Genomic DNA, 13,578 nt, shown 5'->3' with positions numbered 1-13,578 from the left:
CGCCCCGGTGGTGGCGGCGGAGCTCCGGGTCGTCCCGGAGGCGGCGGTTTCGGTGGCGGCGGTGGCCGTCCCGGCTTCGGCGGACGTCCGGGTGGTCCCGGTGGCCGTGGTGGCACACAGGGCGCGTTCGGCCGTCCCGGCGGGCCCGCCCGTCGTGGCCGTAAGTCGAAGAGGCAGAGGCGCCAGGAGTACGAGGCCATGCAGGCCCCGTCGGTAGGCGGCGTGATGCTGCCGCGTGGCCAGGGCCAGAGTGTCCGGCTGTCGCGCGGTGCGTCCCTCACCGACTTCGCGGAGAAGATCAACGCCAACCCGGCGTCGCTCGTCGCCGTGATGATGAACCTCGGCGAGATGGTCACTGCCACGCAGTCCGTCTCCGACGAGACGCTGCACCTGCTCGCCGGCGAGATGAACTACGTCGTCGAGATCGTCAGCCCGGAGGAGGAGGACCGCGAGCTTCTCGAGTCCTTCGACATCGAGTTCGGCGAGGACGAGGGCGGCGAGGAATCGCTCGTGTCCCGTCCGCCGGTCGTGACCGTCATGGGTCACGTCGACCACGGTAAGACGAGGCTGCTGGACGCGATCCGCAAGACGAACGTCGTCGCAGGCGAGGCCGGCGGAATCACCCAGCACATCGGTGCCTACCAGGTCGCCACGGACGTCAACGGTGAAGAGCGCAGGATCACCTTCATCGACACCCCGGGCCACGAGGCGTTCACCGCCATGCGTGCCCGTGGTGCGAAGTCCACCGACATCGCGATCCTGGTGGTCGCGGCCAACGACGGTGTGATGCCCCAGACGATCGAGGCGCTGAACCACGCCAAGGCGGCCGACGTGCCGATCGTGGTCGCGGTCAACAAGATCGACGTCGAGGGCGCCGACCCGACCAAGGTGCGCGGTCAGCTCACCGAGTTCGGTCTGGTGGCCGAGGAGTACGGCGGCGACACCATGTTCGTCGACATCTCCGCCAAGCAGGGTCTGAACATCGACAGCCTGCTGGAGGCCGTGATCCTCACGGCCGACGCCTCGCTCGACCTGCGGGCCAACCCGGAGCAGGACGCGCAGGGCATCGCGATCGAGGCACACCTCGACCGTGGCCGCGGCGCCGTCGCCACCGTGCTCGTCCAGCGCGGCACGCTGCGCGTCGGTGACACGATGGTCGCCGGTGACGCGTACGGCCGCGTCAGGGCGATGCTCGACGACAACGGCGACAACGTCGACGTGGCGACACCTTCGACGCCCGTCCTGGTCCTGGGACTCACCAACGTCCCCGGCGCCGGCGACAACTTCCTCGTTGTCGACGACGACCGCACGGCCCGGCAGATCGCCGAGAAGCGTGCCGCTCGTGAGCGGAACGCGGCCTTCGCCCGCAGGGGCGTCCGGTTCTCCCTGGAGAACCTGGACGAGGCCCTCAAGGCAGGCCTGGTACAGGAGCTCAACCTCATCATCAAGGGCGACGCGTCCGGTTCGGTGGAGGCCCTCGAGTCCTCGCTGCTCCAGCTCGACGTCGGCGAAGAGGTCGACATCCGGGTGCTGCACCGCGGTGTGGGTGCGGTCACCGAGTCGGACATCGACCTGGCGATGGGCTCCGACGCCATCGTGATCGGCTTCAACGTGCGCGCCGCGGGGCGTGCCGCGCAGATGGCCGAGCGCGAAGGGGTGGACGTCCGGTACTACTCGGTCATCTACCAGGCGATCGAAGAGATCGAAGCGGCCCTCAAGGGCATGCTCAAGCCGGAGTACGAAGAGGTCGAGCTGGGTACGGCGGAGATCCGCGAGGTCTTCCGCTCGTCCAAGCTGGGCAACATCGCGGGTGTTCTCATCCGCTCCGGCGAGGTCAAGCGCAACACGAAGGCCCGGCTCGTCCGCGACGGCAAGGTCATCGCGGAGGACCTCAACATCCAGGGTCTGCGCCGCTTCAAGGACGATGTCACCGAGATCCGCGAAGGCTTCGAGGGCGGTATCAACCTCGGGAACTTCAACGACATCAAGATCGACGACGTCATCGCGACGTACGAGATGCGCGAGAAGCCGCGCGGCTGACGCACGGCGACCGCCGGGGCCGGTCGACGGAGATAATTTCCGTCGATCGGCCCCGGCCGCGCGTGTACGGTTCATATACCCGCGCCAAGCGATGGCGGGGGAAATGACCCCGAACCGGCGGGACATCCGGATCCGCATGTACGTGGGGACACTGTCCTTCGACCTGCTTCTCGGCGACGTACGGTCGCTGAAGGAGAAACGCTCCGTCGTGCGTCCGATCGTCGCGGAGCTGCAACGCAAGTTCGCGGTCAGCGCGGCGGAGACGGGAGACCAGAACCTGCACCGCAGGACCGAGATCGGTCTGGCGGTGGTGTCGGGGGACTGGGGCCATCTCACGGACGTCCTCGACCGGTGCGAACGCATGGTCGCGGGACACCCCGAGGTGGAACTGCTCGCCGTACGGCGGCGCCTGCACGGCGAAGACGACTGACCTGTAGCACCAGAAACCCAGAAGGAAGAGTGACGGACCGGTGACCGACAACGCGCGGGCACGCAAGCTCGCCGATCGCATCCAGGTCGTGGTCGCGGAGACCCTGGACCGGCGTATCAAGGACCCGCGGCTGGGCTTCGTGACCATCACGGACGCCCGGGTCACCGGCGACCTGCGGGAGGCCACGGTCTTCTACACGGTCTACGGCGACGACGAGGAGCGCGCCGCCTCGGCGGCCGCCCTGGAGAGCGCCAAGGGCGTGCTCCGCTCCGAGGTGGGACGGCAGACAGGTGTGCGCCACACACCGAGCCTGGCCTTCGTCCCCGATGCCCTGCCGGACAACGCGCGCACCATCGAGGACCTCCTCGACAAGGCGCGCGCCAAGGACGCCGAGGTACGGGAGGTGTCGACCGGCAAGACCTACGCGGGCGAGGCCGACCCGTACCGCAAGCCCGGCGAGGACGACATCGCCGAGACGGACGGCGACAGCTCCGAATGACACAGCAGACCGCGACGCCCGACGGCCTTGTCATCGTCGACAAGCCGTCGGGCTTCACCTCGCACGACGTCGTCGCCAAGATGCGCGGGATCGCCAGGACCCGCCGGGTCGGCCACGCCGGCACCCTCGACCCCATGGCCACGGGCGTACTCGTCCTCGGCGTCGAGCGGGCCACCAAGCTCCTCGGCCATCTCGCGCTGACGGAGAAGGAATACCTCGGCACGATCCGGCTGGGCCAGGACACCGTCACCGACGACGCCGAGGGCGAGATCACCTCGTCCGCCGACGCCTCCGCGGTCACCCGCGAAGCGATCGACGCCGGTGTCGCCGAGCTGACCGGGCCGATCATGCAGGTGCCCTCGAAGGTCAGCGCCATCAAGATCGACGGCAAGCGGTCGTACGCGCGGGTGCGCGGCGGCGAGGAGTTCGAGATCCCGGCGCGGCCCGTCACCGTCTCGTCGTTCCAGGTGTACGACGTACGCCCGGCCGTCGCCGATGACGGCACCCCTGTCATGGACCTCGTCGTCTCCGTCGTCTGCTCCTCCGGCACCTACATCCGGGCGCTCGCCCGCGATCTCGGCGCCGGGCTCGGGGTCGGCGGTCATCTGACGGCCCTGCGCAGGACCCGGGTCGGGCCGTACGCCCTCGACGGCGCGAAGACCCTGGACCAGCTCCAGGAGGAACTGACCGTCATGCCGGTCGCCGACGCGGCGGGCGCCGCGTTCGCCCGCTGGGACGTCGACGAGCGGCGGGCGAAGCTGCTGCTCAACGGGGTGCGGCTGGAGATGCCCGAGTTCGCGAGCGCGCCGGTCGCCGTGTTCGGACCTGACGGACGATTCCTGGCGCTCGTCGAGGAACAGCACGGCAAGGCGAAGAGCCTGGCCGTCTTCGGCTGACCGGCTGACCGGCTCACGCGATGCCGCTCGCGTTCGCGCGATGCCGATGCGGAGCGGAACGTCCCGGCATGGCAGTCTTGGACCTGGCTACATCGGCAATCACGTACACGGTTTGGGCGAGGAGCGGTCACAGTGCAGCGCTGGCGCGGCTTGGAGGACATCCCCCAGGACTGGGGGCGCAGCGTCGTCACCATCGGCTCCTACGACGGGGTGCACCGGGGGCACCAGCTGATCATCGGCAGGGCCGTGGAGCGCGCCCGTGAACTGGGCGTGCCGTCGGTCGTGGTGACCTTCGACCCGCACCCCAGCGAGGTGGTACGCCCCGGCAGCCACCCCCCGCTGCTCGCCCCCCACCACCGGCGCGCGGAACTCATGGCCGAACTGGGCGTGGACGCGCAGCTGATCCTGCCGTTCACCGTCGAGTTCTCGAAGCTGTCGCCGGCCGACTTCATCGTGAAGGTACTGGTCGACAAGTTGCACACCCGCGCGGTCATCGAAGGGCCGAACTTCCGCTTCGGCCACAAGGCGGCGGGCAACGTCACCGTCCTCGCGGAGCTGGGCGAGACGTACGACTACGAGGTCGAGGTCGTCGACCTCTACGTGAGCGGCGCCGCGGGCGGCGGCGAGCCCTTCTCGTCCACGCTGACCCGCCGGCTGGTCGCCGAAGGCGACGTGGCGGGCGCGGCGGAGATCCTCGGCAGGCCGCACCGCGTCGAGGGCATCGTGGTCCGCGGCGCGCAGCGCGGCCGCGAACTCGGCTACCCCACGGCCAACGTGGAGGTCCTGCCGCACACGGCGGTCCCCGCCGACGGCGTGTACGCGGGCTGGCTCACGGCGGCAGGCGAACGCATGCCGGCGGCGATCTCGGTGGGCACGAACCCCCAGTTCGCGGGTACGGAACGAACGGTCGAGGCGTACGCGATCGACCGGGTGGGCCTGGACCTCTACGGGCTCCATGTGACGGTCGACTTCCTGTCGTACGTCCGGGGCCAGCAGAAGTTCGAGTCGATCGACGCGCTGCTGGAAGCGATCGGCGACGACGTGAAGCGCTCCCGAGAACTGATCGACCGCTACGACGCGCACTGATGTAACAGCTGGTCAATCTCCGGCCACCAGCCGTTCAAGTTCTCGCATGCAGTGGTCATGGCTGACGAATTTGGGCGTCTTTCGTCCGGTACGGCCATCCGTTCACCGACCGGTCCGCCGGTGCCGGTGGCCTTCACGAGCCTGAGCGGACTCGTCGAAGCGCTCGGTCCGGCACAGCCCTGGATCGCCGTATCACTCGGTCCGTTCGCCGAGACCATGCGCGACGCCCGGCTGCCCCAGGTGCGCCTCGATCGGCGCGACCGACCTGCTTGACGAGACGTTCCACGAGCACTGGCGCGAGGACATCCACGACCACGGCGTGGTCGGCGGTCTCCTGCACGGCGCTTCGAACGTCGGCTGCCGTTGGTCGGCACCACCTGGTACCGCAGAGGACCGCGTTACTGGCTGCGCCGCGTCGTCGTCAGCGGCTTCTCGCTGCTCGTCATGACCCTGGTGTTCGTGGCGCTGCTCGTGGCGTTCCACGACCTCGTGTCCGGGATGCCCTCCGGGTGGCGCACCGGCTGCGAGGTGGCGTACGGCGCGGTGTGTGCCGCCGCCGGGGTCTGGGGCTGGGTCAGGGGGCGGCGGCAGTTGGCGGCCGCGCTAGCCGCGCCGGCCACGACGGCGGAGGAGACCTGGCACCGGCGCTGCTCCTCGCGCCGTTGATCGCACCGCTGTTTGCGTGGCTGCTGGGCACACTGCTCGCGGCGTCGCTGGTACGGGAGCTGCCGGCGGAGGTCAGAGCGCGACGGGCGCTGTCCCCCAGCTGAAGCCGTCGGCGGCGCGGCCGTCGCGCTGCGAACGGCCACGCGTCATCCCGCCTGCGGTGCCGTGGCCGTCGCCGTAGCCCAGTGGCACGCCACCTGCGCCGCGTCGCCCCCCGTCAGTACCGGTAGCGCCTTCGTGCGGCACTGGTCCGCCACGCCCGCCCGTTCCGCCTCGCCCGACGCCAGTACCTGGCAGCGGGCGTGGAATCGGCAGCCTTCCGGGATGCGGGACGGGTCCGGGGGTTCGCCCGTCAGGACCACCGGGTCGCCCTCCGACTCCGGGAGGACCGACAACAGTGCCTGTGTGTAAGGATGCTGAGGCGCCGTCAGTACCTTCTCGACCGGCCCCGTCTCCACGATCCGGCCCAGGTACATCACCGCCACCCGGTCCGCGATGTTCCAGGCGAGGCCCAGGTCGTGGGTCACCACCAGTGCCGACAGGCCGAGTTCGTCGCGTAGCGACAGCAGCAGCGCCAGGATCTCGCCGCGTACCGACGCGTCCAGGGACGCCACCGGCTCGTCCGCGACGATCAGTTCGGGCTTCAGGACCAGCGCGCCGGCGATGACGACGCGCTGCCGCTGGCCGCCGGACAGCTCGTGCGGGTAGCGCAGGAAGAACCGCTCGGGCGGGCGCAGCCCCGCGAGTGACAGCGCTTCCGCGACCGCCTCGCGCTCGTCGGCCGGGCGACCGTGGATCCGCAGGCCCTCGGCCACCGCGTCGTACACCGTGTGCCGTGGGTTGAGGGAGCCGCTCGGGTCCTGGAGGACCAACTGGACGCGTTTACGGTAGGACTTCAGCGCCCGAGCGTGGTAGTCGAGCCGTTCGCCCGCGAAGGTGATCGCTCCCGACGTCGGCGGGACCAGGCCGAGCAGCGCGCGCGCCAGCGTCGTCTTGCCGCAGCCGGACTCGCCGACCAGGGCCACGATCTCCCCGGCCCCGATGTCGAGGTCGACCCCGTCGACCGCGCGCGCGGGGGCCGCGCCGCGCCTGCCGGGGAAGGTGACGTTCAGCTCGGCGGCCGAGAGCAGCGGGGTGATGGTCATGGGTAGCTCCTGAGGGGTGGCCGTCATGCCGGGCTCCCCGCCGATGCCTCGGGGGCGGTGGGGACCGCGGGGCCGGCCGGGGACACGTGCACGCACGCGGCGCGCCTGCCGGGGCCCGCGTCCCGCAGTTCCTGGTCCTCGTGCGCGCAGCTGTCGAGGGCGACCGGGCAGCGCGGATGGAACGTACAGCCGGACGGCAGCGCCGAAGGGTCGGGCGGATCGCCGGGCAGTCCGCGCGGGGCGCGCCGGGAGGCCGGGTCGCCGATCCTCGGGAAGGCGGCGGACAGCGCGCTTCCGTAGGGGTGCGCCGCGTTGTCGTACACGGCCTTCGCCGGGCCCTCCTCGACGATCCGGCCCGCGTACATGACGGCGAGCCGGTCGCAGGTGTCCGAGAGGACGGCCAGGTCGTGGCTGATCATCAGCAGACTGATGTCCTTCTCCGCGACGAGCTGTTCGATGAGCCGCAGGATCTGCGCCTGGATCATCACGTCCAGCGCCGTGGTCGGCTCGTCCGCGACGATCAGCCGCGGATCGCAGGCGAGCGCCATCGCGATCATCACGCGCTGACGCTGCCCGCCGGACAGCTCGTGCGGATAGGCGTCGGCGCGGGCGGCCGGCAGGCCGACCTGTTCCAGCAGCTCGATGGCGCGCTTGCGCCCGGCCGCCGGGGTCGCGTGCTGGTGCAGCAGGACCGGTTCGGCGATCTGGTCCCCGATGCGGTGCACCGCGTTGAGCGAGTGCATCGCGCCCTGGAAGACGATCGAGGCGCCCGCCCACCGCACGGCGCGCAGCCGGCCCCACTTCATCGTGAGGACGTCCTCGCCGTCGAGCAGGATCTCCCCGGACAGCTTCGCCGTCGCGGGCAGCAGCCGCAGCAGCGCCAGGGCCAGCGTGGACTTGCCGCACCCTGACTCGCCCGCGATACCGAGCTTCTTGCCGGGCTCGACGGCCAGGTCGACGCCCCGCACGGCGGGGACGGCGGCGGCTCCCGAGCCGTAGGTGACCCGCAGGTCCTTGATCTCCAGGAGGTTCGACGACGTCATCTGGCCACCCCAAGCTTCGGGTTGAGCACGGTCTCGATGGCGCGACCGCAGAGTGTGAAGGCCAGGGCGACCAGGGCGATGGCGATTCCGGGCGGCGCCAGGTACCACCAGTGCCCCGAGGAGACGGCGCCCGCCTCGCGGGCGTCCTGGAGCATGCCGCCCCAGGAGATGACCGTCGGGTCGCCGAGGCCGAGGAAGGCGAGCGTGGCTTCGGTGAGGATCGCGCTGGAGATGCCGAGGGTGGTCTGCGCGAGCACCAGCGGCATCACGTTGGGCAGCACGTGCCGGCTCATGACATGGCCGTGCCCGCCGCCGAGCGCTCTGGCCCGTTCGATGTACGGGCGCGACTCGACGGCGATGGTCTGCGCGCGCACCAGCCGCGCGGTCGTCGGCCAGCTCGTCACACCGATCGCCAGGATGACCGTCCAGATGGAGCGGGACATCACCGTCGTCAGCACGATCGCCAGCACCAGCGTCGGCATCACCAGGAACCAGTCGGTGATCCGCATGACGACGGTCGAGAACCAGCCGCCGAAGTGCCCGGAGATGATGCCGACCAGGGTCCCGATGGCCACGGACAGCGCGGCCGCCAGCAGCCCCACGGTCAGCGAGACCCGGGAGCCCCAGACCAGCAGGCCGAGCAGCGACCGGCCGAACTGGTCGGTGCCGAGCGGGAACTGACCGCTCGGCGCCTCCAGCGCCTTGCCCGGTGCCTCGGTCACACTCTGTACGTCGCTGCCGACGAGCAGCGGGGCGAGTACGGCGATGAGCCCGATCACCACGAGCCCGACGAGCCCGATGAGCCCGGCCCTGTTCGTCCGGTACTGCCGCCAGAAGCGGGCGGTCGACGCGCGCCGCTGCTCCCAGGCGAGCGAGGAGGAACTGGCCCGCGCCCGGGGCGCTTCGGCGGGCTCGGGGGTGTCCGGCGTGTCGGGGGTCTGGGTATTCGCGACGGTCATCGGCCCACCCGGGGATCGAGCAGCGGATAGAGCAGGTCGGCGAGGAGGTTCATCAGGATCATCGCACCGGCGAAGACGACGAACAGCCCCTGCACGAGCGGCAGGTCGGGCACGCTCAGCGCCTGGTAGAACAGCTGGCCGAGGCCCGGCCAGGAGAAGACGGTCTCGACGAGGATCGAACCGCCCGCCACGAAACCGACGTTGATGAAGACCATCGTGACCGTCGGCAGCAGCGCGTTGGGCACGGCGTGCCTGCGGCGTACGAGGTCGTCCCGCAGCCCCTTCGCGCGCGCCGTCGTCAGATAGTCGCTGCCCATCTCGTCCAGCAGCGAGGACCGCATGACGAGCAGGGTCTGGGCGTATCCGACGGCGACGAGGGTGATCACCGGCAGCACCATGTGATGGGTGACGTCCAAGACGTACCCGAAGCCGGACGAGTCGCCCGACGACATACCGCCCGTGGGAAATATCCCCGGAATGGGACCCATGCCCACGGAGAACACGATGATCAGCAGCAGCCCGAGCCAGAAGCCCGGGATCGACCACAGCGTCAGCGCGAGCCCGGTGTTGAACCGGTCGCCCAGCCCGCCGTTGTGCCAGGCGGAGCGGGTGCCGAGCCACAGGCCGAGCGCGGAGTAGATCAGCACGGCGACACCCGTGAGCAGCAGTGTCGCCGGGACCTTCTCCAGGATCAGCTGGCCGACCGGCGCGTGGAACTGGTACGACGTGCCGAGGTCGCCGGTGAGCGCGTCGCCGCAGTAGTTCGTGAACTGCTGCCACATGGGCAGGTCAAGACCGAACTGATGGCGCAGCGTCGCCAGTTGGGCGGCGGACGTCGGAACGCCCTGGGTCATGGTCCTGATCGGGTCGCGCGAGATGACCCGGAAGAGGAAGAAGCTGGTGACGAGCACGGCGAAGAGGGAGACGACGGCGCCTGCCAGCTTGCCCGCCACATACAGCAGATACGCGGTCCTGGTGCCGGAGCCGGCGCGGGCGGCGGCGCCGGACGGCCCGGTCTTCACCGGGCCGCCGGCCGCTTCCCGCACCACACCGGGGGTGCTTGCGGTGCTCATGGATTATTCACGGTCTTCCGCGGTGGAACGGCGACGCATCATGACGAACAGCCCAAGTCCGCCGGCGATCACGACAACGGCCACGATCCCGATGATCAGGCCGGTCGAGGACGAACCGCCGGAGCTGTCACTGCTGCTGTCCGCCGGAACGGCCGACCACCAGCTCCAGTAGCCGTCCTGGCCCCAGATGTTGCCGGCGGCCTCCGGCATCGTCGTGATGGACTTGATCTGGTCCGTACGGTACGCCTCGACGGCGTTCGGATAGGCCATGACATTCATGTATCCGGTGTCGTAAAGACGCGATTCCATCTGCTTCACCAGATCGGCGCGCTTCGCGGGGTCGTACTCCGCCGCCTGCTTCTTGTAGAGCGCGTCGTACTGCTTGTCGCAGATGAAGTTGTCCGTGGCCGGGCTGTCCTTGGGCGTGGCGGGCAGCGCGTCACACGTATGGATGGACAGGACGTAGTCCGGGTCCGGGTTGACCGACCAGCCGTCGATCGCCAGGTCGTAGTCGCCGGCGAGCCACGGGTCGCCGACGTTGTCGAGGCAGTCGACCTTCAGCCCGATGCCGAGCTTGGCCCACCACTCCTGGAGGTACTTGCCGACGGCCTTGTCGTTCGGGTCGGTGGCGTGGCAGAGGATGCGCAGGTTCAGCGGCTTGCCGTTCTTGCCGAGCAGCTTGCCGCCGCTCTTCTTGTAGCCGGCCTGCTGGAGGGTCTGCGCCGCCTTCGCCGGGTCGAACGGGATGCGCTGGGTGTCGGACGGCTTCCAGAAGTACGAGGAGAAGCGCGGCGGGATGTAGCCCTCACCCTTGGCGGCGTGGCCCTGGAAGACCTTGTCGATGATGGTGTTGATGTCGACGGACTCGAACAGCGCCTTGCGCACCGCAGGGTCGAGCAGCGCGGGATTGCCGTTGCCCATCTTCTCGCCGTTCTTGGCCTTCGCGCCCGGGTTGGTCGCGAGGGCGTAGAAGCGGCGGCCCGGTGCGTCGTTCACCTTGATGTTGTCGGTGGTCTTGAGCGCGGTGGCCTGGGCGGGGGTCAGGTTCGATACGAAGGAGACCTCGCCCTTCTGCAGGGCGGCGACCGCCGCGTCCTGGTCCTTGTAGTACCTGAAGTCCAGCTCGTCGAACTTGGGCGCGCCGCGCCAGAAGGACTTGTTCGGCTTGAGCTTGATGTACTGGTCGACCTTGAAGTCCGTGATGACGAACGGGCCGTTGCCGACGATGGGGAACGACTTGTCGTTGTTGAACTTCGAGAAGTCGGTGACCTTCTCCCAGATGTGCTTGGGCACGATCGGCACGTCCAGCGCCAACATCGTGGCCTGCGGCTTCTTCAGCTGGATCACGAGGGTGGCCGGGTCGGGCGCCGTGACCTTCTTGAAGTTGGCGGTGAAGCTGCCGTTGGCGGTGGCCGCGTTCGGGTCCGACATCATCTTGTTGAACGTCCAGGCGGCGTCCGCGGCTGTCGCCTGCACACCGTCGGACCACTTGGAGTTGTTCCGGATGGTGAAGGTCCAGGTCAGCTTGTCCGGCGAGGTCTTCCACGCGGTGGCGAAGCCGGGGACGGTGTGGGCGTCCTTGGGGTCGTAGTTCGTCAGGAACTCGTAGCCCAGCCGCAGCACGCTGGTACTGACCAATGACTGGGCCAGGAACGGCGACAGGGAGTCCACGCTCTGACTGACCGCGACGGTGAGGACCTTCTTGCCGCCGCTGTCGGCGGCCTGTGCCTGCTGGGGCGCGGGGGCGAGCGGGCCGAAGGGGATCACACTCGCGGCCACCAGTGCGGCGGCGGCGGCACCGGAGCCCAGGAGCAGTCGGAAGCGGGAACGTAGCCGAACGGGCAGGCGCGGTGTGCGCGGAGAACTGTGGACCATGGGCCGGTGACCTCGTGTCATCACTCGCAAGAAGAGACTGGGTTGTTTGTGGGTCGACATCTGGTGAAGCGAAGGTTTATCAGCGCTTGTCCAGCCACGTCAACGGCCGTCAAAACCCGGTGTGGTCTGCGGGAATGCCCTGAGGGTCCGTACCGTGAAGACGGTGCGGACCCTCATTGGTCTAAACCTCTGTCGCCTTACTGCTGAGGCGCTGGCGGTGCCTGTGGGGGCTGCGGAGGCCGCCCCTCCGGAGGAACCGGACCCTGCAGATCCGGTTGGCCCTCCGGTGGAAACGGGCTCTGCCAGCCCTGCGGCGGACCGGGCCGCTGTGGCGGCTGCTGCGGATGAGGCTGTGCGTACGGATAGGGCTGCTGCGGGGGCTGCTGGTGCTGGGGCGGCTGTTGCTGCTGCGGGTACGGCTGCGGCTGTCCGGGCTGCTGACCGTACGGCGGTGGCGGTTGCTGCTGCGGATACGGCTGACCGGGCGTCGGCTGACCGGGTGTCTGCTGACCCGGCGCCGGATATCCCGGGATGCCCGGCATCGGCGGCACCATGTGCGGCGGCGGGTTGCCGTCGGCCGTCCACAGCCCCTGCGCGTTCTGGGCGCGCGAGAAGTCCTCGGCGACCAGCGCGGAGAGGTTGAAGTACGCCTCCCGTGTCTTGGGGCGCATCATGTCGAGGTCCACCTCGGCGCCCGCCGACAGGTGTTCGTCGAAGGGCACCACGACCACACCGCGGCAGCGCGTCTCGAAGTGCTGGACGATGTCGTCCACCTTGATCATCTTTCCGGTCTCGCGCACCCCGGAGATGACCGTGAGGGACCGCTGTACGAGATCGGCGTAGCCGTGCGCCGACAGCCAGTCGAGCGTCGTGGACGCGCTGCTGGCACCGTCGACGGACGGCGTCGAAATGATGATCAGCTGATCGGCCAGGTCCAGCACCCCGCGCATGGCGCTGTAGAGCAGGCCCGTACCCGAGTCGGTCAGGATGATCGGGTACTGCTTGCCCAGCACCTCGATCGCACGGCGGTAGTCCTCGTCGTTGAACGTCGTGGAGACCGCGGGGTCGACGTCGTTCGCGATGATCTCAAGGCCCGACGACGCCTGCGAGGTGAAGCGCCTGATGTCCATGTAGCTGTTGAGATACGGGATCGCCTGCACCAGGTCGCGGATGGTCGCCCCGGTCTCGCGGCGCACCCGGCGGCCGAGCGTCCCGGCGTCCGGGTTGGCGTCGATCGCCAGGATCTTGTCCTGCCGCTCGGTGGCGAGCGTGGAGCCGAGCGCCGTGGTCGTGGTCGTCTTGCCGACACCGCCCTTGAGGCTGATGACCGCGATCCGGTAGCAGGACAGCACCGGGGTGCGGATCAGCTCCAGCTTGCGCAGCCGCTCGGCCTCCGCCGCCTTGCCGCCGATCTTGAACCGCGCGGCGGCGGACGGCCCGCGACTGCTCTTGGCCTTCTGCTTGTTGTTGCGCAGCAGCCGGTCGGACGACAGCTCGACGGCCGCCGTGTAACCGAGCGGCGCGCCGGGCACCGAACGCTCGCGATGGTCGTGCGAGACGGGGGACGGCCAGGCCGCCCCGCTCCGCGGATCCACCGGCGGCGCCTGGTGCGGCGGCTGTTGCTGGGGCTGCTGGGCCGGCGGCTGCTGCTGGGCGGGGAGGTTCTGCGACGCCTGCACGGGCAGGTTGGCCGACGGGCCGGGCCCGGTCGACTGCGGAGGCAGCGGCGCGGGAGCCGGTGCCGGGGGAGCGCCGGGCCTGCCCTGCTGCGGCGGATACGGCTGCTGACCGGGATAGGGCTGCTGGGGCGGGTACGGCTGCTGCCCGTGCGGCGCGGGCGGTCCCTGCTGGGGGAAGCCGTACCCG

13 protein-coding genes are annotated in these 13,578 nt (G+C 69.7%); 7 read left to right on the top strand and 6 right to left on the bottom strand.

The window, feature by feature from the left end:
* The 7 genes from infB to HY68_RS01950 all read left to right on the top strand — a co-directional run.
* Window positions 1-2,040, top strand: a 2,040-nt coding sequence (gene infB, locus HY68_RS01980; RefSeq protein WP_078863387.1) for a translation initiation factor IF-2, incomplete at its 5' end; no start/stop codon positions are given.
* A 136-nt stretch (window positions 2,041-2,176) separates the two neighbouring features.
* The gene (locus HY68_RS01975) at window positions 2,177-2,470 is read left to right on the top strand and encodes a DUF503 domain-containing protein (protein ID WP_041994992.1); all 294 of its coding nucleotides are present in this window, start codon (window positions 2,177-2,179) and stop codon (window positions 2,468-2,470) included.
* A 40-nt stretch (window positions 2,471-2,510) separates the two neighbouring features.
* Entirely contained in the window at window positions 2,511-2,969 is a 459-nt protein-coding gene (gene rbfA, locus HY68_RS01970) for a 30S ribosome-binding factor RbfA (protein ID WP_041983786.1), read from the top strand.
* Window positions 2,966-3,865: a tRNA pseudouridine(55) synthase TruB gene (truB, locus tag HY68_RS01965; protein ID WP_041983783.1), complete on the top strand. Its 900-nt coding sequence runs from the start codon at window positions 2,966-2,968 to the stop codon at window positions 3,863-3,865. Before rbfA ends, truB begins: the two co-directional genes overlap by 4 nt.
* A 132-nt stretch (window positions 3,866-3,997) precedes the next feature.
* Entirely contained in the window at window positions 3,998-4,951 is a 954-nt protein-coding gene (locus HY68_RS01960) for a bifunctional riboflavin kinase/FAD synthetase (RefSeq protein WP_078863386.1), read from the top strand.
* A 57-nt stretch (window positions 4,952-5,008) separates the two neighbouring features.
* Window positions 5,009-5,224 carry an SAV_915 family protein gene (locus tag HY68_RS41780; protein ID WP_041983781.1) on the top strand — a complete coding sequence of 72 codons (216 nt, stop codon included), beginning with the start codon at window positions 5,009-5,011 and terminating at the stop codon, window positions 5,222-5,224.
* Window positions 5,225-5,314: 90 nt separating this feature from the next.
* The gene (locus tag HY68_RS01950) at window positions 5,315-5,617 is read left to right on the top strand and encodes a hypothetical protein (RefSeq protein WP_041983778.1); all 303 of its coding nucleotides are present in this window, start codon (window positions 5,315-5,317) and stop codon (window positions 5,615-5,617) included.
* Window positions 5,618-5,763: 146 nt separating this feature from the next.
* On the opposite strand, the gene HY68_RS01945 is transcribed toward HY68_RS01950, so the two are convergent.
* The 6 genes from HY68_RS01945 to HY68_RS44650 all read right to left on the bottom strand — a co-directional run.
* Window positions 5,764-6,762 (bottom strand): ABC transporter ATP-binding protein, encoded by a 999-nt coding sequence (locus HY68_RS01945; RefSeq protein WP_041983776.1) that lies wholly within the window; start codon window positions 6,760-6,762, stop codon window positions 5,764-5,766.
* 23 nt (window positions 6,763-6,785) lie between these two features.
* The gene (locus HY68_RS01940) at window positions 6,786-7,805 is read right to left on the bottom strand and encodes an ABC transporter ATP-binding protein (RefSeq protein ID WP_041983774.1); all 1,020 of its coding nucleotides are present in this window, start codon (window positions 7,803-7,805) and stop codon (window positions 6,786-6,788) included.
* Window positions 7,802-8,764: an ABC transporter permease gene (locus tag HY68_RS01935; RefSeq protein ID WP_041983771.1), complete on the bottom strand. Its 963-nt coding sequence runs from the start codon at window positions 8,762-8,764 to the stop codon at window positions 7,802-7,804. The genes HY68_RS01940 and HY68_RS01935 overlap by 4 nt, the downstream gene beginning before the upstream one ends.
* Window positions 8,761-9,837, bottom strand: coding sequence for an ABC transporter permease (locus tag HY68_RS01930; protein WP_041983769.1), 1,077 nt, complete (start codon window positions 9,835-9,837; stop codon window positions 8,761-8,763). Before HY68_RS01930 ends, HY68_RS01935 begins: the two co-directional genes overlap by 4 nt.
* A gap of 3 nt (window positions 9,838-9,840) precedes the next feature.
* Window positions 9,841-11,712 carry an ABC transporter substrate-binding protein gene (locus tag HY68_RS01925; RefSeq protein WP_041983766.1) on the bottom strand — a complete coding sequence of 624 codons (1,872 nt, stop codon included), beginning with the start codon at window positions 11,710-11,712 and terminating at the stop codon, window positions 9,841-9,843.
* A gap of 197 nt (window positions 11,713-11,909) precedes the next feature.
* Window positions 11,910-13,578: MinD/ParA family protein (locus HY68_RS44650; RefSeq protein WP_041983763.1), on the bottom strand; the 1,669-nt coding region annotated here is incomplete at its 5' end.

This window comes from Streptomyces sp. AcH 505 (assembly GCF_000818175.1).
In the GTDB taxonomy this organism is placed as follows: Bacteria; Actinomycetota; Actinomycetes; order Streptomycetales; family Streptomycetaceae; genus Streptomyces.
Note: the sequence above shows the minus strand (reverse complement) of the source record. Positions and strands in the feature narration are given on the sequence as shown.

Coding starts and splice junctions, on each gene's coding strand:
- HY68_RS01975 (WP_041994992.1), top strand. CDS start 2,177: ATGTACGTGGGGACACTGTCCTTCGACCTGCTTCTCGGCGACGTACGG.
- truB (WP_041983783.1), top strand. CDS start 2,966: ATGACACAGCAGACCGCGACGCCCGACGGCCTTGTCATCGTCGACAAG.
- HY68_RS41780 (WP_041983781.1), top strand. CDS start 5,009: ATGGCTGACGAATTTGGGCGTCTTTCGTCCGGTACGGCCATCCGTTCA.
- HY68_RS01945 (WP_041983776.1), bottom strand. CDS start 6,762: ATGACCATCACCCCGCTGCTCTCGGCCGCCGAGCTGAACGTCACCTTC.
- HY68_RS01940 (WP_041983774.1), bottom strand. CDS start 7,805: ATGACGTCGTCGAACCTCCTGGAGATCAAGGACCTGCGGGTCACCTAC.
- HY68_RS01935 (WP_041983771.1), bottom strand. CDS start 8,764: ATGACCGTCGCGAATACCCAGACCCCCGACACGCCGGACACCCCCGAG.
- HY68_RS01930 (WP_041983769.1), bottom strand. CDS start 9,837: ATGAGCACCGCAAGCACCCCCGGTGTGGTGCGGGAAGCGGCCGGCGGC.
- HY68_RS01925 (WP_041983766.1), bottom strand. CDS start 11,712: ATGGTCCACAGTTCTCCGCGCACACCGCGCCTGCCCGTTCGGCTACGT.